Source organism: Bradyrhizobium sp. Pha-3 (assembly GCF_042258325.1).
GTDB classification, from domain to species: Bacteria; Pseudomonadota; Alphaproteobacteria; order Rhizobiales; family Xanthobacteraceae; genus Bradyrhizobium; species Bradyrhizobium elkanii.
Genome location: NZ_CP170151.1, coordinates 3,061,519 through 3,082,174, shown reverse-complemented (window position 1 = coordinate 3,082,174; position 20,656 = coordinate 3,061,519). Strand labels below are relative to the sequence as shown.

Genomic DNA, 20,656 nt, shown 5'->3' with positions numbered 1-20,656 from the left:
CTCTGTATTCGCTTTGCCTTGGCCAATTCGATCGCCCGGTGATGCTGGGTTGGTGAATGTAGCATGACGCGCGACGTTTGAGAACGAATGTTGTCGTGATGCTCGTGCGGGAATATTTCTCGCAGGTGCCCTCTTCGTCATTCACCGGTGCGCAATTGCGCACCTGAGGGGCGCGCCACCGGGTCGCGCGACGCACGCTGCCGGGACGACCCGCGGATAAAACGCGGCCTAGCCTGGCTTTCCCTGTGACGGCTGCACCAGAAGCGTCGGCACACCGCATGTGCCGTTGCGCACCGTCATCACGCGCGTGCCGGGCTTGCGGCCGGTGCGAACCTCGGAGACGTCGACGCCAGCGGCAATCAGCCGCGCACGTGTGGCGTCGATATCGGCGACGCGCCAGCAGATGCCGCGCAGCTGGTCCAGCGCGTCCGTCTCCGATTTGCCCGGCCGGTGCGTGACCTCGACCACGAGGTCGCCGCAGCGGAAGAACATCAGCCGGCCCCACTCCGGATGCGACCGGTCGAGCGCCATGTCGAGCCCGAGCCGCGCACCATAGAGCGCCGCGGCGCGTTCCGGATCGGCGGTCGAAACCACCACGTGATCCATCGCGGTGATCGATGCGGTCGTGGTGCGGACCGACAGCGGCCGCTCCTGCTCGCGCTCCAGGAAGAACATGCGCACGCCGCGCGTCGCATCGGTCGCGGCCCGCGTACGCTTCCACGACAGCGTGGCGCCACTGGTGTCGTCGCGGCTCTCGACCTCCGCGACGGGTTCGGGCTTCAGCGTCAAGCGGTCGAGCCTGCGGTATGTCTTCGCGATATCGCTGGTGCGGAAGCACAGGCTCGCAAGCCCCTCGCCCTGGGTGGCAAGCGCGCTGCGGATGCGCTGGGCTGCATCGTCGTCGCCGTGCGGCGCCACCAATTCCAGCGTGGTGTTGTCGAGCGTGAACAGCGTGCGGTCCGCGCCGCCGCCGCTGTAGCGCCAGGAAGGCGTCCGCGCGAACAGCGTCTCGTAGGCCGCGCTGGCAGCAGCGATGTCGCTGGTCAGGACGACGACGTGATCGAGACCGGGAATCATGGCCGCAACCTCCTCGAATCTGCCGTCATTGTGTTTCTCCCTTAACCCAACCCGGAACCACGGACTGCCGCCGGCCGTTATGCCGCATGCCAGAAGGGCCCGGCGCAGCCATCATCTCTACCTGTAAACCAGGCAGGGTTGCGAATATTTTCAGCGATATCGGCCGATCAGCAATGCTAGTCTGGAACCGCCGGCCGGGACCACACCAGCCACGACGGAAAGCGAATGCAGGCTCTCTTCATCGGACAGACCTATATCGACGTCACCTTCATCACGGATCACATGCCCGTCGGCGACGAAAAGCACGTCGCCGACGCCTATGCGGTGTCGTTCGGCGGCAACGCCGTGACCGCAGCATTCTGCTGCGCCAAGCTCGGCTTCCCGCCGGACCTGATCGCCACCATGGCCAATGACTGGCTGGGACGGATGTTCTGGGACATGGCCGACAGGTACGGCATCTCGTTCCACCCCCGCAAGGTCAACTCCTCCTCGCTGTCGTTCATCATGCCGAACGACGGCAAGCGCGCCATCGTCCGCTGCCGCGACGACCAGCACATCCACCCCTTTCCGCTGCTGAACATCAAGGGCTGCCGCGCGCTGCACATCGACGGCCACCAGCCGGACGCCGCAATCCATTATGCGAAGCTGTGCCGCGAGGACGGCATCCTGACCTCGCTCGACGGCGGCGGCCTGCGCACCAACACCCACGAGCTGCTCGCATTCATCGACATTGCGATCGTCGCCGAACGGCTGTGCGAGCAGATGGACAAGACGCCGGAGCAGATGCTCGACTACCTCAAGGGTCGCGGTTGCAAGGTCGGCGGCGTCACCATGGGCGAGCGCGGCCTGCTCTGGTATGACGAGGCCGGCACAGTGCGCACGCTGCCGGCCTTCCCGATCCCGCGCGCGCGCGTGATCGATACCAACGGCGCCGGCGACGTCTTCCACGGCGCCTACATCTACTCCTACCTTTCAAATCCGAGCAAAGGCTGGCATGAGCACTTCAAGTTCGCGCGTGCAGCCTCGACCTTCAAGATCCAGAAGCTCGGCAACGAGGCCGGCTTGCCGACACTCGCAGATATCGCAGCGGTCAAGCAGGAATTTCGCGCCGAGGCCTGATATGGGTGAATGGGGCTAGGCCATGAGGCACGTCTTCGTCGCCGGCAGCATCAATATGGACGTGGTGGCGACCGCAGAGCGCCATCCGAAGGTAGGCGAAACCGTCGCCGGTGAGGCCGTGCTGTATTTTCCCGGAGGCAAGGGCGCCAACCAGGCGGTGGCTTCGGCAAAACTCGGCGTCCCGACCACGCTTGTCGGCCGGCTCGGCATGGATGCGTTCGGCAAGGAGCTGAGAGCGTTCCTTGTCGCGCAAGGCGTCGATCTCTCCTGCGTCAAGACTACGAGCGGCACCCATTCAGGCACGGCGATCATCACCATTGCCAATGCCGACAACACGATCGTCGTCGTGCCGGGCGCCAACGGGCTGGTCAGTGCCCGTGACGTCGCCTCACCTGATTTCGTAAGAGGCGACGTCGCGGTCAGCCAGTTCGAGATTCCGCTGCCAGCGATCGCTGCGTTCTTCAAGCGCGCTCGCGCTGCCGGCGCCACCACGATCCTCAATCCGGCACCGGCGAAACAGGCCGACAAGGCGCTGCTCGATCTCGTCGACATCCTTGTTCTCAACGAGACCGAGCTCGGCTTCCTGACCGGCATGGAGCTGCAGGACAGCGACGCGCCGGAGCGCTTCTCGGAGGCGGCCCGGACCCTGGGGCAAGGCAAGATCGTTTGTGTCACGCTCGGCAAGCGCGGCGTGCTGGCGCTGTTCGAGGATCAGCCGCTGCTCGTGCCGGGGCGCGAGGTCAAGGCCGTCGACACCACGGGCGCCGGCGACTGCTTCGTCGGGGCCCTCGCCTCACAGCTCGCCACCGGCAGGCCGCTGCGCGACGCGCTGGCCTACGCCAACGCCGCCGCCTCGATCTGCGTGCAACGGATGGGGGCGGCACCGTCGATGCCGACGGCGGATGAGGTTAGCGCCGTTCTTTCCACGCGTCGTCCCGGCGAAGGCCGGGCCCCATAACCACCGGCTACAGTTTGGGGCACCCGCGCAGTAACTGCGTTCGACTCCGCCAATGACGTATGGGTCCCGGCCTTCGCCGGGACGACGCATTTTTGAAACTACGTCAGCGCACTCTTCAAATCAAAGCTCGCATCTCCCGCCTGCTCCGGGGTGATCGAGCCACCGGCGCCGAGCAGCCGGCGGCCGAACATGTGATCGCCGGCGCGATTGACCGACTCGATGCCGAGCAGTTTGTCGCCGCGATAGCAGAACGCCGAGAACGCGCCCTGCGCGCGGTCTCCGCGCACCACGACGCGGTCGTAGCCGGTGGTGAGACCCGCCATCTGTAGCTTGTCGGGGCCCTGGTCGCTCCAGAACCACGGCAGGCCGTCATAGATCTCGGTCTTGCCGGTCAGCCGCGACGCCACGCAGCGTGCATGGTCGGTCGCGTTCTGCACCGACTCCAGCCGCAGCGATCCGCCGAAGCGTTTGCTGGTATAGAGCGCGCAATCGCCGATCGCGGAGACATTCGGATCGGCGGTCAACAGATGCTCGTCGACGATGATGCCGGATGCGACCGGCAGGCCGGCCTCCGCGGCAAGCTCGACATTCGGCAGCACGCCGACGCCGACCACGACGAGATCGGCCGGGATATGCGTGCCGTTGCTCAGGCTGACGCCGGTAACCTTGCCGCCATCGGCCTCGATCGCCGTGACCTGCACCCCGAGGTGAATCCGGATGCCGGCCGCGCTGTGGCGGGATTGCGAGAACTCGGAAATCTCCGCGGTCACCGCCCGCGCCATCACGCGGGAGGCGAGTTCGACCACGTCGACCTCGAGGCCCTTGGCCCGGGCGGTGGCGGCGAATTCGAGCCCGATGAAGCCTGCACCGATTACGACGACGCGCATGCCGGGTGCGATCAAGTCGCGCAGCGCCTGGCTCTCATCCAGGATGCGCAGGTAGCGGACTGCATCGAGCCTGGCGTTGGGGATATCCAGCAGCCGGTTCCGCGCGCCGGTCGCGAACACCAGATGGCCGTAGTCGAGCGATGCGCCGGAGGCGAGCGCCACCTTCCGCGCATTGCGGTCGATCGCGTGGGCGCGATCGGTGATCAGCTCGATCTTGTTGTCCTGGTAGAATTTGTCCGGCCGGAACATCAGGGTCTCGGGCCCGCCGGTCCCCTTCAGATAGGCCTTCGACAGCGGCGGCCGCTGATACGGCAAATGGCCTTCATCATTGATCAGGGCGATGCGTTCGGCGAAGCCGGCCTGGCGCAGCAACGCCGCGAGCTGGAAGCCGGCGTGTCCGGCGCCGACGATGATGACCGAGCCCGTCATCGGAACAACCCAAATACGCGCGAGCAGGAGTGACCCATGCCGTTTCCTCTTGTCGATGTTAGCTTGCTTGCCCCGTCCCCACAGCGCTCGTGTCTGCGTACCGAAGGCGCGTGCCATTTGGCCTCATGGCTCGCACCGATGCAAGGGGGTCTCAGGCGATTCTGGGCGCACCCGCGGTCCCCGGCCGCCGGGCCGGATTGCCACGGCTCCCGCCAAGGCCTTAAATGTCCGGAACCAACAAGCCCAAGGTCTTCAATATGCCAGCACCCGCCCCCTCCGCCAACGACCCCGCTTTGCTCCGCATCGACGGCGCCATCGCGACCATCACGCTGAACCGGCCGGCCGCGTTCAACGCGATCGACATGACGATCGCCAAGAAGCTCGAGCAGCTCAGCGCCGAGGTCGAAGCCAACAAGGACGTTCGCGTACTGGTCATCGAGGGCGAAGGCCGCGCCTTCTGCGCCGGCGGCGATCTGCAGACCATCGGCGCCGCGACCGAAGCCAACAATGTCGCCCCCGTGGTCGGCGAGATGCTTCACCACTACCATGCCTTCATCGAGACGGTCCGGCGGATGCCGAAGATCGTTCTATCCAGCGTGCATGGTTCGGCGGCCGGCGCCGGCATGGGCCTCGCGTTCGTGACCGACCTGTGTATCGCCGCGGACGATGCCCGCTTCACGCCCGCTTATGCCAAGATCGGCGTGTCGCCGGATGGCGGCAGCACGGTCGGCATCGTCGGCACGGTCGGTACCCGCCGCGCGCTGCAGATTTTCCTCGCCGAGGATGGGTTCACCGCGAAGCAGGCCTATGAATGGGGTCTCGTCGTCAAGACCGTCCCCGCGGCCGAGCTGAAGGCGGCGACGCGGCAGCTCGCCGAGCGCCTGGCGCAAAATCCGCCCGCCGCAATCGCGGGGACCAAATCACTGGTCTATCAGGCCGCCACCACGCCGACCAAGCAGCAGCTCGACGCCGAGGAACACAAGATCATCACGGCGATGCATACCGACGATTTCCGCGTCGCCGTGAAGAAGTTCACCAGCAAGTCGAAGTAGGAACAATAATTACGACAGCGTTACAGCGGTCTTTCCCCTCATCCTGAGGAGCGCGGATCGCGCGCGTCTCGAAGGATGAGGCCACAGACGGGACTCATGGTTCGAGACGCGCGTTCCGCGCTCCTCACCATGAGGGGTTCTGTGCCGGTAAGATTAGTTAGGGCAGATGTATCCCGTGCCGCCGGGTGCCTTGAAACAGCCGACCGATTCCGGGATCACCTGCTTGGGCAGCCACAGCACGACCTTCGGAAAATAGATCGTGAAGCAGATCGTGACCAGGAACACGACATAGATCGGCAACGCCGCGCGCAACGCTTTTGCAAAGCTGATGCCGACGAATTTCGAAGCCATCAGCAGCACGAGCCCGTAGGGCGGCGTGATCAGGCCGAATGCCAGCGTTGCGATCAGCACCACGCCCATATGCACGCCGTTGATGTCGCCGGCCTGGGTCAGCGCGTTGACCAGCGGCATGAAGATGATGATGGTCGGCACCGGCTCGATGAAGTCGCCGACCACGGTGAACAGCAGCACCATCAAGAGCATGATGAGGTGGGGATCGTTGCCGGCGATCGAGGTAATCCAGTCGGCGATGTAGATCGCGCCGCGCAGATAGGCCAGCATCCAGCCGAACGCGTTCGCCGCGCCGATCGTGATCAGCGGCAGCGAGAAGATCAGGCCGGCCAGACAGAAATCATACGGGATCTTTTTCAAATGCCCGCGGTTCAGCGCCGGGATCACCACGATAATGATGTACGCGACCGCGACCACGCCGGCCTCGGTCGGCGTGAACCAGCCGGTCAGGATGCCGCCGAGCAGGATCACCGGGATCATCATCGGCAGCGCCGCGTCACCGGCGGCGAAGACAACCTGGCGCAGCGGCGCGCGCGGCTTGCGCAGGCCCGAGGGCCCGAAGAAGTAGCAGTAGATCATCAGCCCGAAGCCGATCATCAGCCCGGGGACCACGCCGGCCATGAACAACCCGGCGATCGAGACATTGCCGACCGCGCCATAGACCACCGCCGTGATGCTCGGCGGCACCAGCGCTGCGATCGTCGACGCCGAGGCAATGATCGCGGCGATGAAGGCCGGCTCATACCCTTCCCGCCGCATCGGCCCGCCGAGCGCCCGGCTCATGACCGCGACGTCGGCAGTGGTCGAGCCCGACATCTCCGAGAAGAACATGCTGAAGACGACGACGACCTGCGACAGCCCGCCCCTGATGTGACCGACCAGCGAGACCGACAGATTGGCGATGCGGACCACGACATTTGCCGAGCTCATGAGCTCGCCGACCAGCAGGAAGAACGGGATCGCAAGCAGCGCCTCGGAATCGACGCCGTCGAATATCTTCTGGATGATCGCCGCCAGCGAGACGTCTGATAGCATTGCGCCGACGAACACGCCGGCCATCAGCGAGAACGGCACGGGCACGCCGAGATAGCCGAAGAACAGGAAGCAGAACGACATCAACGCCAGCACGACCGGTGCGCTCACGGCTGCACTCCCGTCGTCGCGCGGGTGTCGATCGCAGGAATCGGAAGGTCGCCATCCGGCGGCTCCGGATGGTCGAAGCCGTTGCGGAGCCCGTTGACGAGCTGCTCGATCGTGAACAGGCCGATCAGGATTCCGGACAGCGGGATCACCGCATAGAGCGAGGCGATCGGCGTACCCGACGGCAGGCGGAAGCTGCCGAAGCCGCGCAGGTAATTTTGATAACCGTGCCAGACCAGGCAGAAGGCGACGCCCAGCACCACCAGACGGATGACGATCTCGACGAACAGCCGCGACCTGCCATGCAGCGCTTCGGAGATCGCGGTGAGATAGAGATGGTCGTTGCGACGTGTCGCGACCGCGGCCCCGATGAAGATCGCGTAGATGAACAGCGTCGAGGTCACCTCCTGCAGCCACAGCCAGGGATGACCGATGGTGCGGGTGACGATATCGGCGGTCACCGACAGCGAGAAACCGAAGCACAGCAAGCCGCACAGCATCATCAGGATCAGCTCGAGCCGGTCGAGCGCCCGCCATTTCAGATGCCGCTGCCGTTGCAGCACCAGCGTGTCGGCGATGGCCATGGCTCGCGCTCCCCGTCGACCCGGGCTAGTTGATCGCGCGGATCAAATTCTTGATCTTCTCGGCATGGGGCCCGAGGTCCTTGGCGAGCTTGTCGAGATAGGGATCGGCGATCGCGGTAAAGCTCTTCTTGTCCACATCCTCGACCACCTTGACGCCGAACGATTTCAGTTTTGCAGCCGCGGCCTTCTCCAATTCGAACGCCTTCGCCGGCTCCTTGGCGCTCACCTCGGCGGCCGCCGTCGTCACCCAGGCCTTCTGCTCGGCTGAAAGGCTCTGCCACAGCTTGTCGCTGACGAACAGCAGCGCATTGTTGGCCTCGTGCTCGGTCATAGAGAGCACCGGCGCGACTTCGTAGTGCTTATTGACGAGGTAAACGTTCACGCTGTTTTCCGCCGCATCGACGACGCCGGTCTGCAATGACGTGTACACGCTGCCGAACGGCATGTGGACGGTTTGCGCCGCGTAAGCCGGGAAGATCGTGTCCTCCGTGGCCGTCGCCTGAACGCGAATCTTTACACCCTTGAGGTCGCTGACGTTGTGGATTTCCTTCCTCGCATAGATGCTTCTCACACCTTGGCTGCCCGTCGCGATGACATGAAGGCCTTGCGACGTGTCGTCGATCATAGCCTTGATCGCATCGATCACCTTCTGATCGGCTAGCGCCTTGACCACGTGGTTGGCGTCGCGGAACAGGAAGTGCAGCGACATCACACCGGCCTGCGGCGAGATGGTTGCAGTGTTCGCCGACGAGATGATGGCGAATTCAATGTCTCCGGATTTCACAAGCTGCAGCAGCTGCGGCTCCTGTCCGAGCTGCGCCCCCGGATACTGGTCGACTATCATGGTCCCCTTGCTCAATTCCTTGAGCTTGGCGGAGAACATGTCGTAGGCGACGCTATAACCGGTATTGAGCTGCTGATCGTGCGCGAAGCGGTAATGCTTGACCTCCTGCGCGCCGGCGCCCGCGGACAGCAGCAGCGCTGCCGCGGCCAAGGCAATCCCGACGATCCTGGCTGAATAGCCCATCGCGACGTTCCCCCTGTTCTTAGTTGAGGGGATCATCCCACCAGTCGCGCGGGATTGTCAATAAAACAGGCGAAACGAGCCGCCTACGGGTGTCATTGAGTGCAACAGCGCAGAAATTATCGACAATTCGACCACCAGGCCGAACGACGCGGGCGACTTGCTACTTGCCCTTGGCGCGCATGAAGTCGAAATCGCAGCCTTCGTCGGCCTGCAGGATGGTCTCGTTGAAGAGATGCGCGTAGCCGCGCTTGGCCCAATCGGGCGTCCCGGCCGGCGCGAGCGCGGCGCGGCGCTCCTGCAATTCGGCCTCGTCGACCAACAGGTCGATGCTGCGCTTGGCGACATCGAGCCGGATCATGTCGCCGTTCCGCACCAGCCCGAGCGGACCGCCAACGGCGGATTCCGGCGTGATGTGCAGCACGATGGTGCCGAACGCGGTGCCGCTCATCCGCGCATCGGAGATGCGGACCATATCCTTCACGCCGGCGCGCGCGAGTTTCTTCGGGATCGGCAGGTAACCCGCCTCCGGCATGCCCGGCGCGCCCTTCGGGCCGGCATTGCGCAGCACCAGCACGTCGTCGGCGGTCACATCGAGCGCGGGATCATCGACCCGCAGCGTCATGTCCTCGACCGACTCGAACACCACGGCGCGGCCGGTGTGCTGCAAAAGTTTCGGGCTCGCCGCCGACTGCTTGATCACGGCACCGCGCGGCGCGAGATTGCCGTGCAGGATAGCCATCGCGCCTTCGGACTTGATCGGGTTCGCCTTGGAGCGGATCGCGTCCTGCCCCGGCACATCCTCAGCATTGGCGACGACCTCGCGCAGGGTCTGGCCGGTGATGGTCTTGGCATCGAGGTCGATGAGGTCACCGAGCTGCGCCATCAGCTTCGGCACGCCGCCGGCATGATGGAAATGCTCCATGTAGTGTTCGCCCGACGGCTTGAGGTCGACCAGCACGGGGACCTCGCGGCCGAGCTTGTCGAACGCTTCGAGGTCGATCTTGTGCGGCGAGCGATTGGCGATCGCCGTGAGGTGGATCAGCCCGTTGGTCGAGCCGCCGATCGCCTGCATGACGACCTGGGCGTTGCGGAACGAGGATGGCGTCAGGATTTCGCTCGGCTTCGGTCCCTTGGTCTTCGCCATCTCGGCGGCGACGCGGCCGCTGGCCTCCGCGGAGCGGAAGCGTTCGGCATGCGGCGCCGGGATCGTCGCGCTCATCGGCAGCGACAGGCCGAGCGCCTCGGTGATGCAGGCCATGGTGGAGGCGGTGCCCATCACCATGCAGGTACCGACCGACGGCGCGAGGCGGCCGTTCACCGCCTCGATCTCGTTGTCGTCGATCTCGCCGGCGCGATACTTTCCCCACAGCCTGCGGCAGTCGGTGCAGGCGCCGAGCACCTCGCCCTTGTGATGGCCGACCACCATCGGCCCGACCGGAATCACCACGGTCGGCAGATCGGCGCTGATCGCGGCCATGATCTGCGCCGGCAAGGTCTTGTCGCAACCGCCGATCACGACCACTGCATCCATCGGCTGGGCGCGGATCATCTCTTCGGTATCCATCGCCATCAGGTTGCGCAGATACATCGAGGTCGGGTGCGCAAAGCTCTCCGCGATCGAGATGGTCGGGAACACGAACGGCATCGCGCCCGACAGCATTACGCCGCGCTTCACGGCCTCGATGATGTCAGGCACGTTGCCGTGGCAGGGATTGTAGTCGCTGTAGGTGTTGGTGATGCCGACGATCGGGCGATTGAGCGCATCGTCCGAATACCCCATCGCCTTGATGAACGCCTTGCGCAGGAACAGCGAGAAGCCGGCGTCACCATAGCTTGTCAGTCCCTTGCGAAGTCCGTCGGCCATTTTCTTCTATCCCGTGGTTGTTCGGCCGCACTTAAGGAGCGGCAGGAATTATTGTCAATATGAGATAATCCGGTCGCGGCGGGCGGCTGGTCTGCGGCAAAATCGTCCCCATTATTGACAATAACCGTAGCGCCATGCTGACCTCAGGCATCGACCAAAGCCGAGAGCACATGACAGCCGAGCCCACATTGCCCGAACTCCAGGCCCCCTCGCGCGAGGAGGAACAGGCGGAGGTGATCCGCCGGCTGGAGGAGGACATCATCTTCGGCCGCTTCGCGCCCGGTTTGCGGCTGGTCGAGGATACCCTGATGCAGCGCTACGGCGCGAGCCGGCATTTCGTCCGCCAGGCGCTGTTCCAGCTCGAGCGCCAGGGCATCGTGCTGCGCGAGAAGAATGTCGGCGCCACGGTGCGGTTCTATTCGGCCGAGGAAGTGCGGCAGATCTATGAGGTGCGCGAGATGCTGACGCGCCAGGCCGCGCTGATGATTGCACTGCCCGCGCCGCAAAGCCTGATCGACCAGTTGAGCGAGCTGCAACGGCATTACTGCATCAAGGCCGAGGCGCAGGACATGCGCGGCATTCACGAGACCAACGATGCGTTCCACCTCGCGCTGTTCTCCGCCTGCGGCAATCCCTATCTGGTCCGCTCGCTGCAGGACTACATGAACCTGACGCTGCCGATGCGCGCCAAAAATCTCGCCGACAGCGAGGGCCTCGCATTGTCGCGCCGCCAGCACGAATTGATGATCGAGCTCTTGAAGGGCCGCGACAGCTGGGCGCTGGCGCAGCTCTGCGTCGATCACATGCAGTACAGCAAGGCGGATTATCTCGTCCGCATCTCCAACGACAAAAAGCCGCAATAACGCGATACCCGGCCTCCTCGTGAAGGAGACGGCGATGCGCTATGTAGCTATATTCCTTGGATCGCTGGCCGTGCAGCTTGCGCTCGGCGGAGTCGGCGAAGCGGCCGACCCGCGCGCGACGCAGCTCACCTACGAGCCCTGGACCAAGACGTGCCTGACAGAGGCGAGCTGTTTCGTCGGCGCCGCCGCGCGCGGTCAGTGCTCGCCATCGGGTGGCACGCTCAGCGTCTCGCCGCAGAATAGCAAGCGCGCGATCGTGAGCGCCAACGTCGGAACGCGGACCATGCTGGAGGGCACGATCAGCCTCCGCATCGATCAGGATGAGCCGATCCAGATCGCCAAGCCGCATTGCTACACGCTCGGCTGCGGCGGCACGCTCGAGGCCGATGGCGAAATGATCGAGCGGCTGAAGCACGCGCAGACCATCGCCGTCGAAGCCAAGAACCTCACCGGGCAGACCATCAGCCTCGCCTTTCCCCTCACGCACTTCGCCGAGACCTTTGACGGGCCCGGCAGCCCGCCCAAGACATCCGGGCAAGGTTCGAAGGACGCGCAGCAGCACACCGAATCCGTGAAGCAGCTGCCGCAATGCGAGGATTGATCACTTCTTCCAGTCGATCACCCGCTCCTTGTCGCCGTCGAACTCCATGCTGCAGAACGCACCGCCCTGGTAATAGTCGCCGACCGGATCCGGCGGCAGCTTGGCCTGCTCGGCCATCGCGTGCTCGCGGAAATCTTCAGCCCTTCCGGTCGGGCGATAGCCGAGATCGTAGGCGCGGTGATTGTCCCACCACGAGCGCTCATTGTAGGACGCGCCGTACAGCACCTCGAAATGGATGTCGGGATGCTCGAGCCCGATGCGGCAGAGCCGAACCAGATCTTCCGGCTTGAGCCAGATCGAGAGCCTGCGGTGGTCGAGCGGCGCCTCGCCGAAATTGCCGATCCGCAGGCAGGTGACCTTGATGCCGTGCTTGTCGGCATAGAGCGCGCCGACGCCTTCACCGAACACCTTGCTGACACCGTAGCGACTGTCCGGCCGCGCGGTGACGTCGGTGCCGATGCGGTGATGGCGCGGATAGAACCCGACCGCGTGATTGGATGAGGCGAAGATCACGCGCTTGACGCCCTGCTTCCGCGCCGCCTCGAACATATTGTAGCAGCCGATGATGTTGGATTGCAGGATCGCGTCCCAGGGACCTTCGACCGAATAGCCGCCGAAATGCAGGATGCCGTCGACGCCCTCGCAGATCGCCTCGACCTGTGCGAGGTCGGCGAGATCGGCCGCCTTGAATTTTTCGCCCGCGCCGAGATCGGCCGGCGGCTTGATGTCGCTCAGCAGGAGATCCGGATAGATCGGCGGCAGCAGCTTGCGCAGGCTCGTTCCGATTCCCCCCGATGCGCCGGTCATCAATATGCGTGGCATGCCGTTCCTCTTCTTTCTTGATTGCTGCGATCGAATTGCGGTCGCAGGCCGACAATGATAGCAAACCAGGCGCTCAAGGAAACACCATCGAAACACAACAACGAGAACAGCAAATGTCCGATGTTCATTCCGCCGGCTGGCGTCCCGCGACCTGCTATCCCGATCCCGCGATCCACGCGCTCGATCCGCGCTTCGAAAAATACTGGCTTAAACTCTCCGCGGTTGAACGCATCGCGACCGGCCTGCGCTGGGCCGAAGGTCCGGTGTGGTTCGGCGACGGCCGCTACCTGTTGTGCAGCGACATCCCGAACCAGCGTATCCTCAAATGGGAGGAAGAGACCGGCGCGGTCAGCATCTTCCGCAAGCCGACGAACTTCGCCAACGGCAACACCCGCGATCGCCAGGGCCGGCTGATCACCTGCGAGCACGGCGGCCGCCGCGTGGTGCGCACCGAATATGACGGATCGATTACGGTGCTGATCGATTCCTTCGGCGGCAAGCGGCTGAACTCGCCGAACGACGTCGTGGTGAAATCCGACGGCTCGATCTGGTTCACCGATCCGATCTTCGGCCTGCTCGGCAACTACGAAGGCTACAAGGCCGATCCCGAGATCGAGCCCAACGTCTACCGGTTCGATCCCGAAACCGGCAAGGCCACCATCGTCGCCGAGGGGGTACTGGGGCCGAACGGGCTGTGCTTCTCGCCCGACGAGAGGATCCTCTATGTCGTGGAATCCCGTGGCGAGCCGAACCGCAAGATCCTCGCCTATGACGTCGCAGCCGACGGCAGGACGATCTCCAACAAGCGCGTCTTCATCGACGCCGGCCCGGGCACGCCCGACGGCATGCGCTGCGACATCGACGGCAATCTGTGGTGCGGCTGGGGCATGGGTGATCCGGAGCTCGACGGCGTCGTCGTGTTCGCGCCCGACGGCGTGATGATCGGCCGCATCGCGCTGCCGGAGCGCTGCGCCAACCTCTGCTTCGGCGGCGTCAAGCGCAACCGCCTGTTCATGGCGGCGAGCCAGTCGATCTATGCGCTCTACGTCAACACCCAAGGCGCGGTCGGCGGTTGATCCTTGTCGTCGTCCCGGCGTTAGTACGCAATTGAGCACGGGAGCCGGGACCCATAACCACCGATACATCTGGTTGAGTAAGCTTGGGGCCGCAATCTTCGCAAAACGAAGGCCTGTGGTAATGGGTCCCGGCCTTCGCCGGGACGACGATAAGAACTTCTGCCTTCAAAACGTCTGACGCCGGAGCGGTGATCCGCCCCGGCGCCAAAAGTCGCGTCTCTCGTGGCTCGGCTTACGCGGCGTTGTAGCCGGCGACCGCCTTGGCCTCGAGATATTCTTCCAGACCGTAGCGGCCCCACTCGCGGCCGTTGCCGGACTGCTTGTAGCCACCGAACGGCGCGGTGCGCTCGTTCGGCACGCCCTGCAGGTTGACGTTGCCGGCGCGGATCTGGCGGCCGACGCGGCGCGCGGTTTCCACGGTGTCGGCCGAGACGTAACCGGCGAGACCATACGGCGTGTCGTTGGCGATCTTCACCGCATCGGCTTCGTCCTTGGCGCCGAGGATGGTCAGCACCGGTCCGAAGATCTCTTCGCGGGCGATCGTCATGTCGTTGGTGACGTCGGCGAAGATGGTCGGACGGACATAGAAGCCCTTGTTGACGCCTTCGGGCAGGCCCGGTCCGCCGGCGACAAGCGTTGCGCCCTCGTCGATGCCCTTCTGAATCAACGCCTGGATCTTGTCCCACTGGCCGCGGTTGACCACCGGACCGATCGTCGTGCCGTCGGCACGCGGATCGCCGGCCTTGGTCTTGTCGGCGACGCCCTTCGCGATCGCGGCCACTTCCTTCATCTTGGAGAGTGGCACGATCATGCGCGACGGCGCGTTGCAGGACTGGCCCGAATTGTTGAACATGTGCATCACGCCGCCGGTCACCGCCTTGGTCAGGTCGGCACCGTCGAGGATCACGTTCGGCGACTTGCCGCCGAGCTCCTGGCTGACGCGCTTCACGGTCGGCGCCGCACGCTTGGCGACGTCGACGCCGGCGCGGGTCGAGCCGGTGAACGAGATCATGTCGATGTCCGGGTGCTCGCTCATCGCCGCACCCACCTCCGGGCCGAGGCCGTTGAGGAGGTTGAACACGCCCTTCGGCACGCCGGCTTCATGAAGGATTTCCGCGAAGATCAGCGCCGAGGTCGGGGTGAACTCCGACGGCTTCAGGATCATGGTGCAACCGGCGGCGAGCGCGGGCGCGACCTTGCAGGCGATCTGGTTGAGCGGCCAGTTCCAGGGGGTGATCATGCCGACGACGCCGACCGGCTCGCGCACGATCACGGCGGTGCCCATGGTCTCCTCGAACTCGTACTTCTTCAGCACTTCGAGGGTGTTCATGAGGTGGCCAAGGCCGGCGCCGGCCTGCAGCTTCTCGGCCATCGGCAGCGGCGCGCCCATCTCGTCGGAGACGGCAGCACCGATCTCCTTCATGCGGCCCTTGTAGACCTCGACGACCTTGGTGAGCAGCGCGATGCGCTCCTCGCGGCTGGTCTTGGAATAGGTCTCGAAGGCGCGCTTGGCGGCAGCGACTGCCTTGTCGACATCGGCCTTGGAGCCGAGCGCAATCTCATACATCGCTTCTTCGGTCGCCGGATTGACGACCGGGGTGGACTTGCCTTTGACGACGGGATCGACCCAGGCGCCGTCGATGTAGAATTGCATGCGATTGACCATCGGAAACCTCTTGTACGGGGCGTATGGAATGGGGAACGAAAGCGTTCGGCAGGCATCCTTGCACGAAAGCCCGGCGAATTGAACCCGCCATATGCGGGACGCGGCTCGCGCGCGTCCGCGAGATATAAGGTCCGAGCCGCACGTGTGGCAAGGCTATATCCGTCGTCCCGGCCCCCGTGCGCAATTGCGCACTAGGCCGGGACGACGATGTGGAGCCTGCAATGCCTCACACGGCCATCTTGCGATGCCGCACCGGGGCGCCGACCGAGACGCTTTCCGCCGCGTCGATGATGGCGTTGGCGTCGATGCCGTAGTGGCGGTAGAGGTCGCCGATCGTGCCGGTCTGGCCGAAATGCTCGACGCCGAGCGCCTCGACGCGGTGGCCGCGCACGCTGCCGAGCCAGCCGAGCGTTGCCGGATGGCCGTCGATCACGGTCACAATGCCGCAGTCGCGGCCGAGCGGCGCCAGCATGCGCTCGATATGACTCAAATGCTGCGCGCCGCGGCGGTCGCGGCGCAAATTCCGCGCGGCGGACCAACCGGCATAGAGCCGGTCGGCCGAGGTTACCGCCAGCAGACCGACGTCGCGGTGGCTCTCGCCGATCAGGCCGACCGCCTCGATCGCCTCCGGCGCGACGGTGCCGGTATACGCAATGACGATGTCGCAGTTCGGGCCCGGCTTGCGCATCCAGTAGGCGCCATCGGTGATGTCGCGCTGCAGGTCCGGGGTCATGATCCGTTGCGGCTGCTCCAGCGTCCGCGTCGAGAGTCGCAAGTAAACCGAACCACCCTCGGCACCCTCGCGCTGCATGTGGCCAAAGCCCCAGCCCATGATCACGGCAAGTTCATCGACGAAGGCCGGATCGAACGACGCGAGCCCGTCCTGCCCGATCCCGATCAAGGGCGTCTTGATCGACTGATGCGCGCCGCCTTCCGGCGCCAGCGAGATGCCCGACGGCGTCGCCGCCACCATGAAGCGGGCATCCTGGTAGCAGGCGTAGTTCAGCGCATCGAGGCCGCGTTCGATGAAGGGATCGTACAGCGTGCCGACCGGCAAGAGCCGCGCGCCGTTGATCTGGTGCGACAGGCCGAGCGCCGACAGCATGATGAACAGATTCATCTCGGCGATGCCGAGCTCGAGATGCTGTCCCTTCGGCGAATATTCCCAGGTGTAGGCGGACGGGATCTTCTCCTGCCGGAACAGGTCGTGGTTCTCCGCCTTCGCGAACAGGCCGCGGCGGTTGACCCAGGCGCCGAGATTGGTCGACACGGTGACGTCGGGCGATGCGGTGACGATGCGCGAGGCGAGTTCGCTATCGCCGCGGGCCAGCTCGTGCAGCACGAGGCCAAAACCCTGTTGCGTCGACATCTGCGCCGAGGCCTTGAAGGCCAGCCGTTCCGGCACATCGATTTCAGGCGCCGACAGGCGGCGGCGCCCCTCGCGGTTGAACGGCGCCTCGGCGAGGAAGGCCTCGAGCTTCGCAGGTTCTTGCGACAGGCCCTCGAACTTGTCCCACTCGTGGCCGGGGCGGATATTCTGCGCGGCGCGCCATTTCTCCATCTGCGCCACCGTCATCAGGCCGGCGTGGTTGTCCTTGTGGCCCTGCATCGGCAGGCCGACGCCCTTGATGGTGTAGGCGATGAAGCAGACCGGCCGATCATGGTCGATCGCCTCGAAGGCCTCGATCATGCTCGCCATGTCGTGGCCGCCGAGATTCGACATCAGCGCCAGCAACTCGTCGTCGCTGCGGCGCTCGATCAGCGCCGACACCTCGCCCTGGTCGCCGATGTCGTCGCGCAGATGCTTGCGGAACGCGGCGCCGCCCTGGAAGCAGAGCGCGGCGTACATCTGGTTCGGGCAGTTGTCGATCCAGCGCCGCAGCGCCTCGCCGCCGGGCTCGGCGAACGCCTCGAGCATCAGCTTGCCGTACTTCACGATCACCACGTCCCAGCCGAAGTTGCGGAACATGGTCTCGAATTTGGCCCACAGCCCCTCGCGCACCACGGCGTCGAGCGACTGCCTGTTGTAGTCGACCACCCACCAGGTGTTGCGCAGGCCGTGCTTCCAGCCTTCGAGCAGCGCCTCGAAGATGTTGCCCTCGTCCATCTCGGCGTCGCCGACCAGCGCGATCATGCGCCCCTCCGGCCGGTCGTTCAGCCAGCCATGCGCCTTGACGTAGTCCTGCACCAGCGAGGCGAACAAGGTCTGCGCCACGCCGAGGCCGACCGAGCCGGTCGAGAAGTCGACGTCGTCGCTGTCCTTGGTGCGCGAGGGGTAGGACTGCGCGCCCTTGTAGCCGCGAAAATTCTCCAGCTTGTCGCGGGTCTGGTGGCCGAACAGATACTGGATGGCGTGAAACACCGGGCTCGCATGCGGCTTCACCGCGACGCGGTCCTGCGGGCGCAACACCGAGAAATAAAGTGCCGACATGATGTTGGCGAGCGAGGCCGACGAGGCCTGGTGGCCGCCGACCTTCAACCCGTCGGTGGAGGGCCGCACATGGTTGGCGTGATGGATGGTCCACGACGACAGCCACAGCACCTTGCGGGCCAGGGCGGACAGCATGTCGAGGCGTTCAGGCGCGATTCCCATGGCAATGCTCCGGGCGATATGCCGGAATGTTACTGCCGCAAGCGGCGGCGAAAATCTCAATTCCACGCGACAGCACAGGAAAAATTGGGATAAATTCCCACGATCCGGCTTCAACTGACGAGTTCATCCCAATGCCTGCCCTCGATGCCATCGACCGCAAGATCCTGAGTCTGCTCCAGGCCGACAGCCGCATGACCATGCAGGAACTGGCCGACAAGGTCGGGCTGTCGGTGTCGCCTTGCCACCGCCGGGTCAAGCTGCTCGAGGAGCGCGGCGTGATCTCGCGCTACATCGCAACCGTCGACCAGAAGTCGATCGGGTTGCACGTCTCCGTCTTCATCTCGATCAAGCTGGCGCGGCAGAAGGAGGAAGACCTCAACCGCTTCGCGCGGGCGATCTCGAAATGGGACGAGGTGCTCGAATGCTACCTGATGACCGGCAATCGCGACTATTTGCTGCGCGTCGTCGCCGCCGACCTCTCCTCCTATGAAGCGTTCCTGAAAAACAAGCTGACCCGGCTCGACGGCATCGCCTCGATCGAGTCGAGCTTTGCGCTGAGCCAGGTGAAGTATTCGACGGCGTTGCCGGTGTGAGGGCGTTGGTTTGTCAACTCGAATGGTGCCAACACCACAGTGTCGTCCCGGCGAAGGCCGGGACCCATACGCCGCAGCAGTTGTTGTGAGAGGGACTCGTCGTTGCAGCATCGCTTAACAATTTGCATTTGGGGTTATGGGTCCCTGCTTTCGCAGGGACGACACTGAGTGTTTGCGCTGTCAGTGGGCATAACTTCGCATTCTCGCGACACGATCTGCCCGAGCTTTGCATCTCGTTCTTTTTTGCAAAAGGGGTTTGCGCCGTCGGGCAACTCAGTGATTGGCGTTGGCGCCCTGCCCGGCTGGACGGCCTCGCCGCGACAATCAGGCTACGGCGCGATCCATATCCCAATCACGATGATGGCCAGTGAGACGGCAATGACCAGCATATCGGTGGTGAGCCAATCGGGCATTCCGTTTGATGGCTGCTCGCTCATGTCCGCGACTCCTTCTGTTCGCGTCGAGCCAATATGCTGGAGCGGACCGGCGCGAACGAGGATGAACTGGTTCACATAAAGCTCGGAAAAAGCGGCAAATTCCGCGTGTTTTAGCGCGCTCAAGTTGCGCCACATGGTCGATCTGCCGCGCAGGTTTCTGAACATGTTCGACAATGCCGCCGCTTCGGCACAGTCACCATCATCGCGTTCAACGCGCTGCAAGAGGCGGCTGAACCTCACCGGATTGCGAGCGCAGCGCCGACCTGCCGCCACGCGACAGGCCGCACATGGCCGACGAAACGGCCGAGGTAGCGGACTCGCCGTCCCGTCCCGATCCTCACAGCACCTTGCGCTGTGCGAGGTTCTTCATCAGAGCACCGACGCCGAAGGTCCAGGGCTCGCACTCGTCGCTGCCCCGCATCCGGTTGACCAGCTTGCCGAGCTGCGGCGCGGCGATGGTGACGATATCGTCGCGCTTGTGGGTAAAACCCTCGCCCCTGGCATCGCGATCCTTGACCGGCGCGAACATCGTGCCAAGGAACAGCGCAAATCCATCAGGGTATTGATGCACGGGGCCGATGGTCTGGGCGACCAGATCGGTCGGGTCGCGACTGATCTTGGAGATCGAGGAATGACCCTCGAGCACGAAGCCGTCTGCGCCCGTCACGGTCAGGCCGACATCCATCTTCCTGACATCGTCGAGCGAGAAGGTCTGGTCGAACAGCCGGAGCAGCGGGCCGATCGCGCAGGAAGCGTTGTTGTCCTTGGCCTTCGACAGCAAGAGCGCCGAGCGCCCCTCGAAGTCGCGCAGATTGACGTCGTTGCCGAGCGCGGCGCCGACGATCTTGCCGGCGGCGGAGACAACAAGCACGACCTCCGGCTCCGGATTGTTCCAGGTCGACTTCGGATGCAGCCCGGCATCCATGCCTGATCCGACCGAGGACAGCGTCGGCGCCTTGGTGAACACTTCGGCGTCGGGACCGATGCCGACCTCGAGATACTGGCTCCAGGCATTCTGATCGATCAGCACCTGCTTCAGTTTCATCGCCTGCTCGGAGCCGGGCTTCAGCTTGGAGAGATCGTCGCCGACCAGGCGCACCACCTCCTTGCGGATCGCGTCCGCCGAGGACGGATTGCCGCGCGCCCGCTCCTCGATCACGCGCTCCAGCATCGAGATCGCGAAGGTGACGCCGGCGGCCTTCAGCACCTGGAGATCGACCGGCGCCAGCAGATGCGGCCTGGCCTTGTCGCGGCCGTCGGGCGGGGTGTTGGCGAGGATCGCCTCGAAATCGCCGATCCGCTCGCCGCGCGTGGCGCGCAGCGCGGCCGCGGGATCGCTTTCCTCGCAGAGCGCGCTCACCGTCGGGAACCGCGCCGTGACGTCGAACACACCGTCTGCCCGAACCGCGACGACAGCGGGCCCCCCGGCCAGCGGCAGCCAGACCCGCCCGACCAGCGTGCCGGCGGTGCCGTCCTCCGGCAGGACGTCTTTTGGCGTGAGCGAAATCATCGGCACA

At 64.6% G+C, this 20,656-nt stretch carries 18 protein-coding genes; 7 read left to right on the top strand and 11 right to left on the bottom strand.

Annotated elements, in window-relative coordinates:
• Positions 1-228: 228 nt before the first annotated feature.
• Entirely contained in the window at positions 229-1,077 is an 849-nt protein-coding gene (locus ACE10X_RS14375; protein ID WP_038383864.1) for a VOC family protein, read from the bottom strand.
• Between the two features lie 225 nt (positions 1,078-1,302).
• Here ACE10X_RS14375 and ACE10X_RS14370 point away from each other — a divergent pair, with 225 nt between their 5' ends.
• A complete protein-coding gene (locus tag ACE10X_RS14370; protein WP_038383865.1) occupies positions 1,303-2,196 on the top strand; it encodes a sugar kinase in 894 nt (297 codons plus the stop codon).
• A 22-nt stretch (positions 2,197-2,218) separates the two neighbouring features.
• The gene (gene rbsK / locus ACE10X_RS14365) at positions 2,219-3,154 is read left to right on the top strand and encodes a ribokinase (protein ID WP_038383866.1); all 936 of its coding nucleotides are present in this window, start codon (positions 2,219-2,221) and stop codon (positions 3,152-3,154) included.
• A gap of 98 nt (positions 3,155-3,252) precedes the next feature.
• Here rbsK and ACE10X_RS14360 read toward each other — a convergent pair whose 3' ends face one another.
• A complete protein-coding gene (locus ACE10X_RS14360) occupies positions 3,253-4,470 on the bottom strand; it encodes an NAD(P)/FAD-dependent oxidoreductase (protein ID WP_038383867.1) in 1,218 nt (405 codons plus the stop codon).
• 257 nt (positions 4,471-4,727) lie between these two features.
• On the opposite strand from ACE10X_RS14360, the gene ACE10X_RS14355 reads away from it, so the two are divergent.
• Positions 4,728-5,522: an enoyl-CoA hydratase/isomerase family protein gene (locus tag ACE10X_RS14355; protein WP_038383877.1), complete on the top strand. Its 795-nt coding sequence runs from the start codon at positions 4,728-4,730 to the stop codon at positions 5,520-5,522.
• Positions 5,523-5,675: 153 nt separating this feature from the next.
• On the opposite strand, the gene ACE10X_RS14350 is transcribed toward ACE10X_RS14355, so the two are convergent.
• The 4 genes from ACE10X_RS14350 to ACE10X_RS14335 all read right to left on the bottom strand — a co-directional run bounded on the left by ACE10X_RS14350 (position 5,676) and on the right by ACE10X_RS14335 (position 10,488).
• A complete protein-coding gene (locus ACE10X_RS14350) occupies positions 5,676-7,016 on the bottom strand; it encodes a TRAP transporter large permease (RefSeq protein ID WP_038383868.1) in 1,341 nt (446 codons plus the stop codon).
• Positions 7,013-7,597, bottom strand: a complete 585-nt coding sequence (locus ACE10X_RS14345; RefSeq protein WP_038383869.1) for a TRAP transporter small permease — start codon at positions 7,595-7,597, stop codon at positions 7,013-7,015. Before ACE10X_RS14345 ends, ACE10X_RS14350 begins: the two co-directional genes overlap by 4 nt.
• A gap of 25 nt (positions 7,598-7,622) precedes the next feature.
• On the bottom strand, positions 7,623-8,624 hold the full coding sequence (locus ACE10X_RS14340) for a TRAP transporter substrate-binding protein (protein WP_038383870.1): 1,002 nt from the start codon (positions 8,622-8,624) through the stop codon (positions 7,623-7,625).
• 160 nt (positions 8,625-8,784) lie between these two features.
• A complete protein-coding gene (locus tag ACE10X_RS14335) occupies positions 8,785-10,488 on the bottom strand; it encodes an IlvD/Edd family dehydratase (RefSeq protein ID WP_038383871.1) in 1,704 nt (567 codons plus the stop codon).
• Between the two features lie 170 nt (positions 10,489-10,658).
• Here ACE10X_RS14335 and ACE10X_RS14330 point away from each other — a divergent pair, with 170 nt between their 5' ends.
• Both ACE10X_RS14330 and ACE10X_RS14325 read left to right on the top strand, forming a co-directional pair.
• Entirely contained in the window at positions 10,659-11,351 is a 693-nt protein-coding gene (locus ACE10X_RS14330; RefSeq protein WP_028331865.1) for a GntR family transcriptional regulator, read from the top strand.
• A 34-nt stretch (positions 11,352-11,385) separates the two neighbouring features.
• Positions 11,386-11,952: an invasion associated locus B family protein gene (locus ACE10X_RS14325; protein ID WP_157787919.1), complete on the top strand. Its 567-nt coding sequence runs from the start codon at positions 11,386-11,388 to the stop codon at positions 11,950-11,952.
• Here the strand turns inward: ACE10X_RS14325 and ACE10X_RS14320 are convergent, their stop codons facing one another.
• A complete protein-coding gene (locus ACE10X_RS14320) occupies positions 11,953-12,774 on the bottom strand; it encodes an NAD(P)-dependent oxidoreductase (protein ID WP_038383873.1) in 822 nt (273 codons plus the stop codon).
• Positions 12,775-12,887: 113 nt separating this feature from the next.
• On the opposite strand from ACE10X_RS14320, the gene ACE10X_RS14315 reads away from it, so the two are divergent.
• Positions 12,888-13,850, top strand: a complete 963-nt coding sequence (locus ACE10X_RS14315; RefSeq protein WP_038383874.1) for an SMP-30/gluconolactonase/LRE family protein — start codon at positions 12,888-12,890, stop codon at positions 13,848-13,850.
• Between the two features lie 232 nt (positions 13,851-14,082).
• Here the strand turns inward: ACE10X_RS14315 and ACE10X_RS14310 are convergent, their stop codons facing one another.
• The gene (locus ACE10X_RS14310; RefSeq protein ID WP_172648255.1) at positions 14,083-15,516 is read right to left on the bottom strand and encodes an aldehyde dehydrogenase family protein; all 1,434 of its coding nucleotides are present in this window, start codon (positions 15,514-15,516) and stop codon (positions 14,083-14,085) included.
• A 226-nt stretch (positions 15,517-15,742) separates the two neighbouring features.
• Positions 15,743-18,109, bottom strand: a complete 2,367-nt coding sequence (locus ACE10X_RS14305) for a transketolase (RefSeq protein ID WP_375764274.1) — start codon at positions 18,107-18,109, stop codon at positions 15,743-15,745.
• Between the two features lie 131 nt (positions 18,110-18,240).
• Between ACE10X_RS14305 and ACE10X_RS14300 the strand changes: the two genes are divergently transcribed.
• Complete coding sequence (locus ACE10X_RS14300; protein WP_375764273.1) at positions 18,241-18,702, top strand: Lrp/AsnC family transcriptional regulator; 462 nt, start codon at positions 18,241-18,243, stop codon at positions 18,700-18,702.
• A gap of 329 nt (positions 18,703-19,031) precedes the next feature.
• Here the strand turns inward: ACE10X_RS14300 and ACE10X_RS14295 are convergent, their stop codons facing one another.
• Positions 19,032-19,361, bottom strand: a complete 330-nt coding sequence (locus tag ACE10X_RS14295; RefSeq protein WP_244435752.1) for a hypothetical protein — start codon at positions 19,359-19,361, stop codon at positions 19,032-19,034.
• Positions 19,362-19,476: 115 nt separating this feature from the next.
• Positions 19,477-20,649 (bottom strand): fumarylacetoacetate hydrolase family protein, encoded by a 1,173-nt coding sequence (locus ACE10X_RS14290; protein ID WP_038383882.1) that lies wholly within the window; start codon positions 20,647-20,649, stop codon positions 19,477-19,479.
• Positions 20,650-20,656: the final 7 nt, after the last annotated feature.

Bases quoted from the DNA above. Each gene is read 5' to 3' on its own strand.
- ACE10X_RS14375 (WP_038383864.1), bottom strand. From the start codon at position 1,077: ATGATTCCCGGTCTCGATCACGTCGTCGTCCTGACCAGCGACATCGCT.
- ACE10X_RS14370 (WP_038383865.1), top strand. From the start codon at position 1,303: ATGCAGGCTCTCTTCATCGGACAGACCTATATCGACGTCACCTTCATC.
- rbsK (WP_038383866.1), top strand. From the start codon at position 2,219: ATGAGGCACGTCTTCGTCGCCGGCAGCATCAATATGGACGTGGTGGCG.
- ACE10X_RS14360 (WP_038383867.1), bottom strand. From the start codon at position 4,470: ATGACGGGCTCGGTCATCATCGTCGGCGCCGGACACGCCGGCTTCCAG.
- ACE10X_RS14355 (WP_038383877.1), top strand. From the start codon at position 4,728: ATGCCAGCACCCGCCCCCTCCGCCAACGACCCCGCTTTGCTCCGCATC.
- ACE10X_RS14345 (WP_038383869.1), bottom strand. From the start codon at position 7,597: ATGGCCATCGCCGACACGCTGGTGCTGCAACGGCAGCGGCATCTGAAA.
- ACE10X_RS14340 (WP_038383870.1), bottom strand. From the start codon at position 8,624: ATGGGCTATTCAGCCAGGATCGTCGGGATTGCCTTGGCCGCGGCAGCG.
- ACE10X_RS14335 (WP_038383871.1), bottom strand. From the start codon at position 10,488: ATGGCCGACGGACTTCGCAAGGGACTGACAAGCTATGGTGACGCCGGC.
- ACE10X_RS14330 (WP_028331865.1), top strand. From the start codon at position 10,659: ATGACAGCCGAGCCCACATTGCCCGAACTCCAGGCCCCCTCGCGCGAG.
- ACE10X_RS14325 (WP_157787919.1), top strand. From the start codon at position 11,386: ATGCGCTATGTAGCTATATTCCTTGGATCGCTGGCCGTGCAGCTTGCG.
- ACE10X_RS14320 (WP_038383873.1), bottom strand. From the start codon at position 12,774: ATGCCACGCATATTGATGACCGGCGCATCGGGGGGAATCGGAACGAGC.
- ACE10X_RS14315 (WP_038383874.1), top strand. From the start codon at position 12,888: ATGTCCGATGTTCATTCCGCCGGCTGGCGTCCCGCGACCTGCTATCCC.
- ACE10X_RS14310 (WP_172648255.1), bottom strand. From the start codon at position 15,516: ATGGTCAATCGCATGCAATTCTACATCGACGGCGCCTGGGTCGATCCC.
- ACE10X_RS14305 (WP_375764274.1), bottom strand. From the start codon at position 18,109: ATGGGAATCGCGCCTGAACGCCTCGACATGCTGTCCGCCCTGGCCCGC.
- ACE10X_RS14300 (WP_375764273.1), top strand. From the start codon at position 18,241: ATGCCTGCCCTCGATGCCATCGACCGCAAGATCCTGAGTCTGCTCCAG.
- ACE10X_RS14290 (WP_038383882.1), bottom strand. From the start codon at position 20,649: ATGATTTCGCTCACGCCAAAAGACGTCCTGCCGGAGGACGGCACCGCC.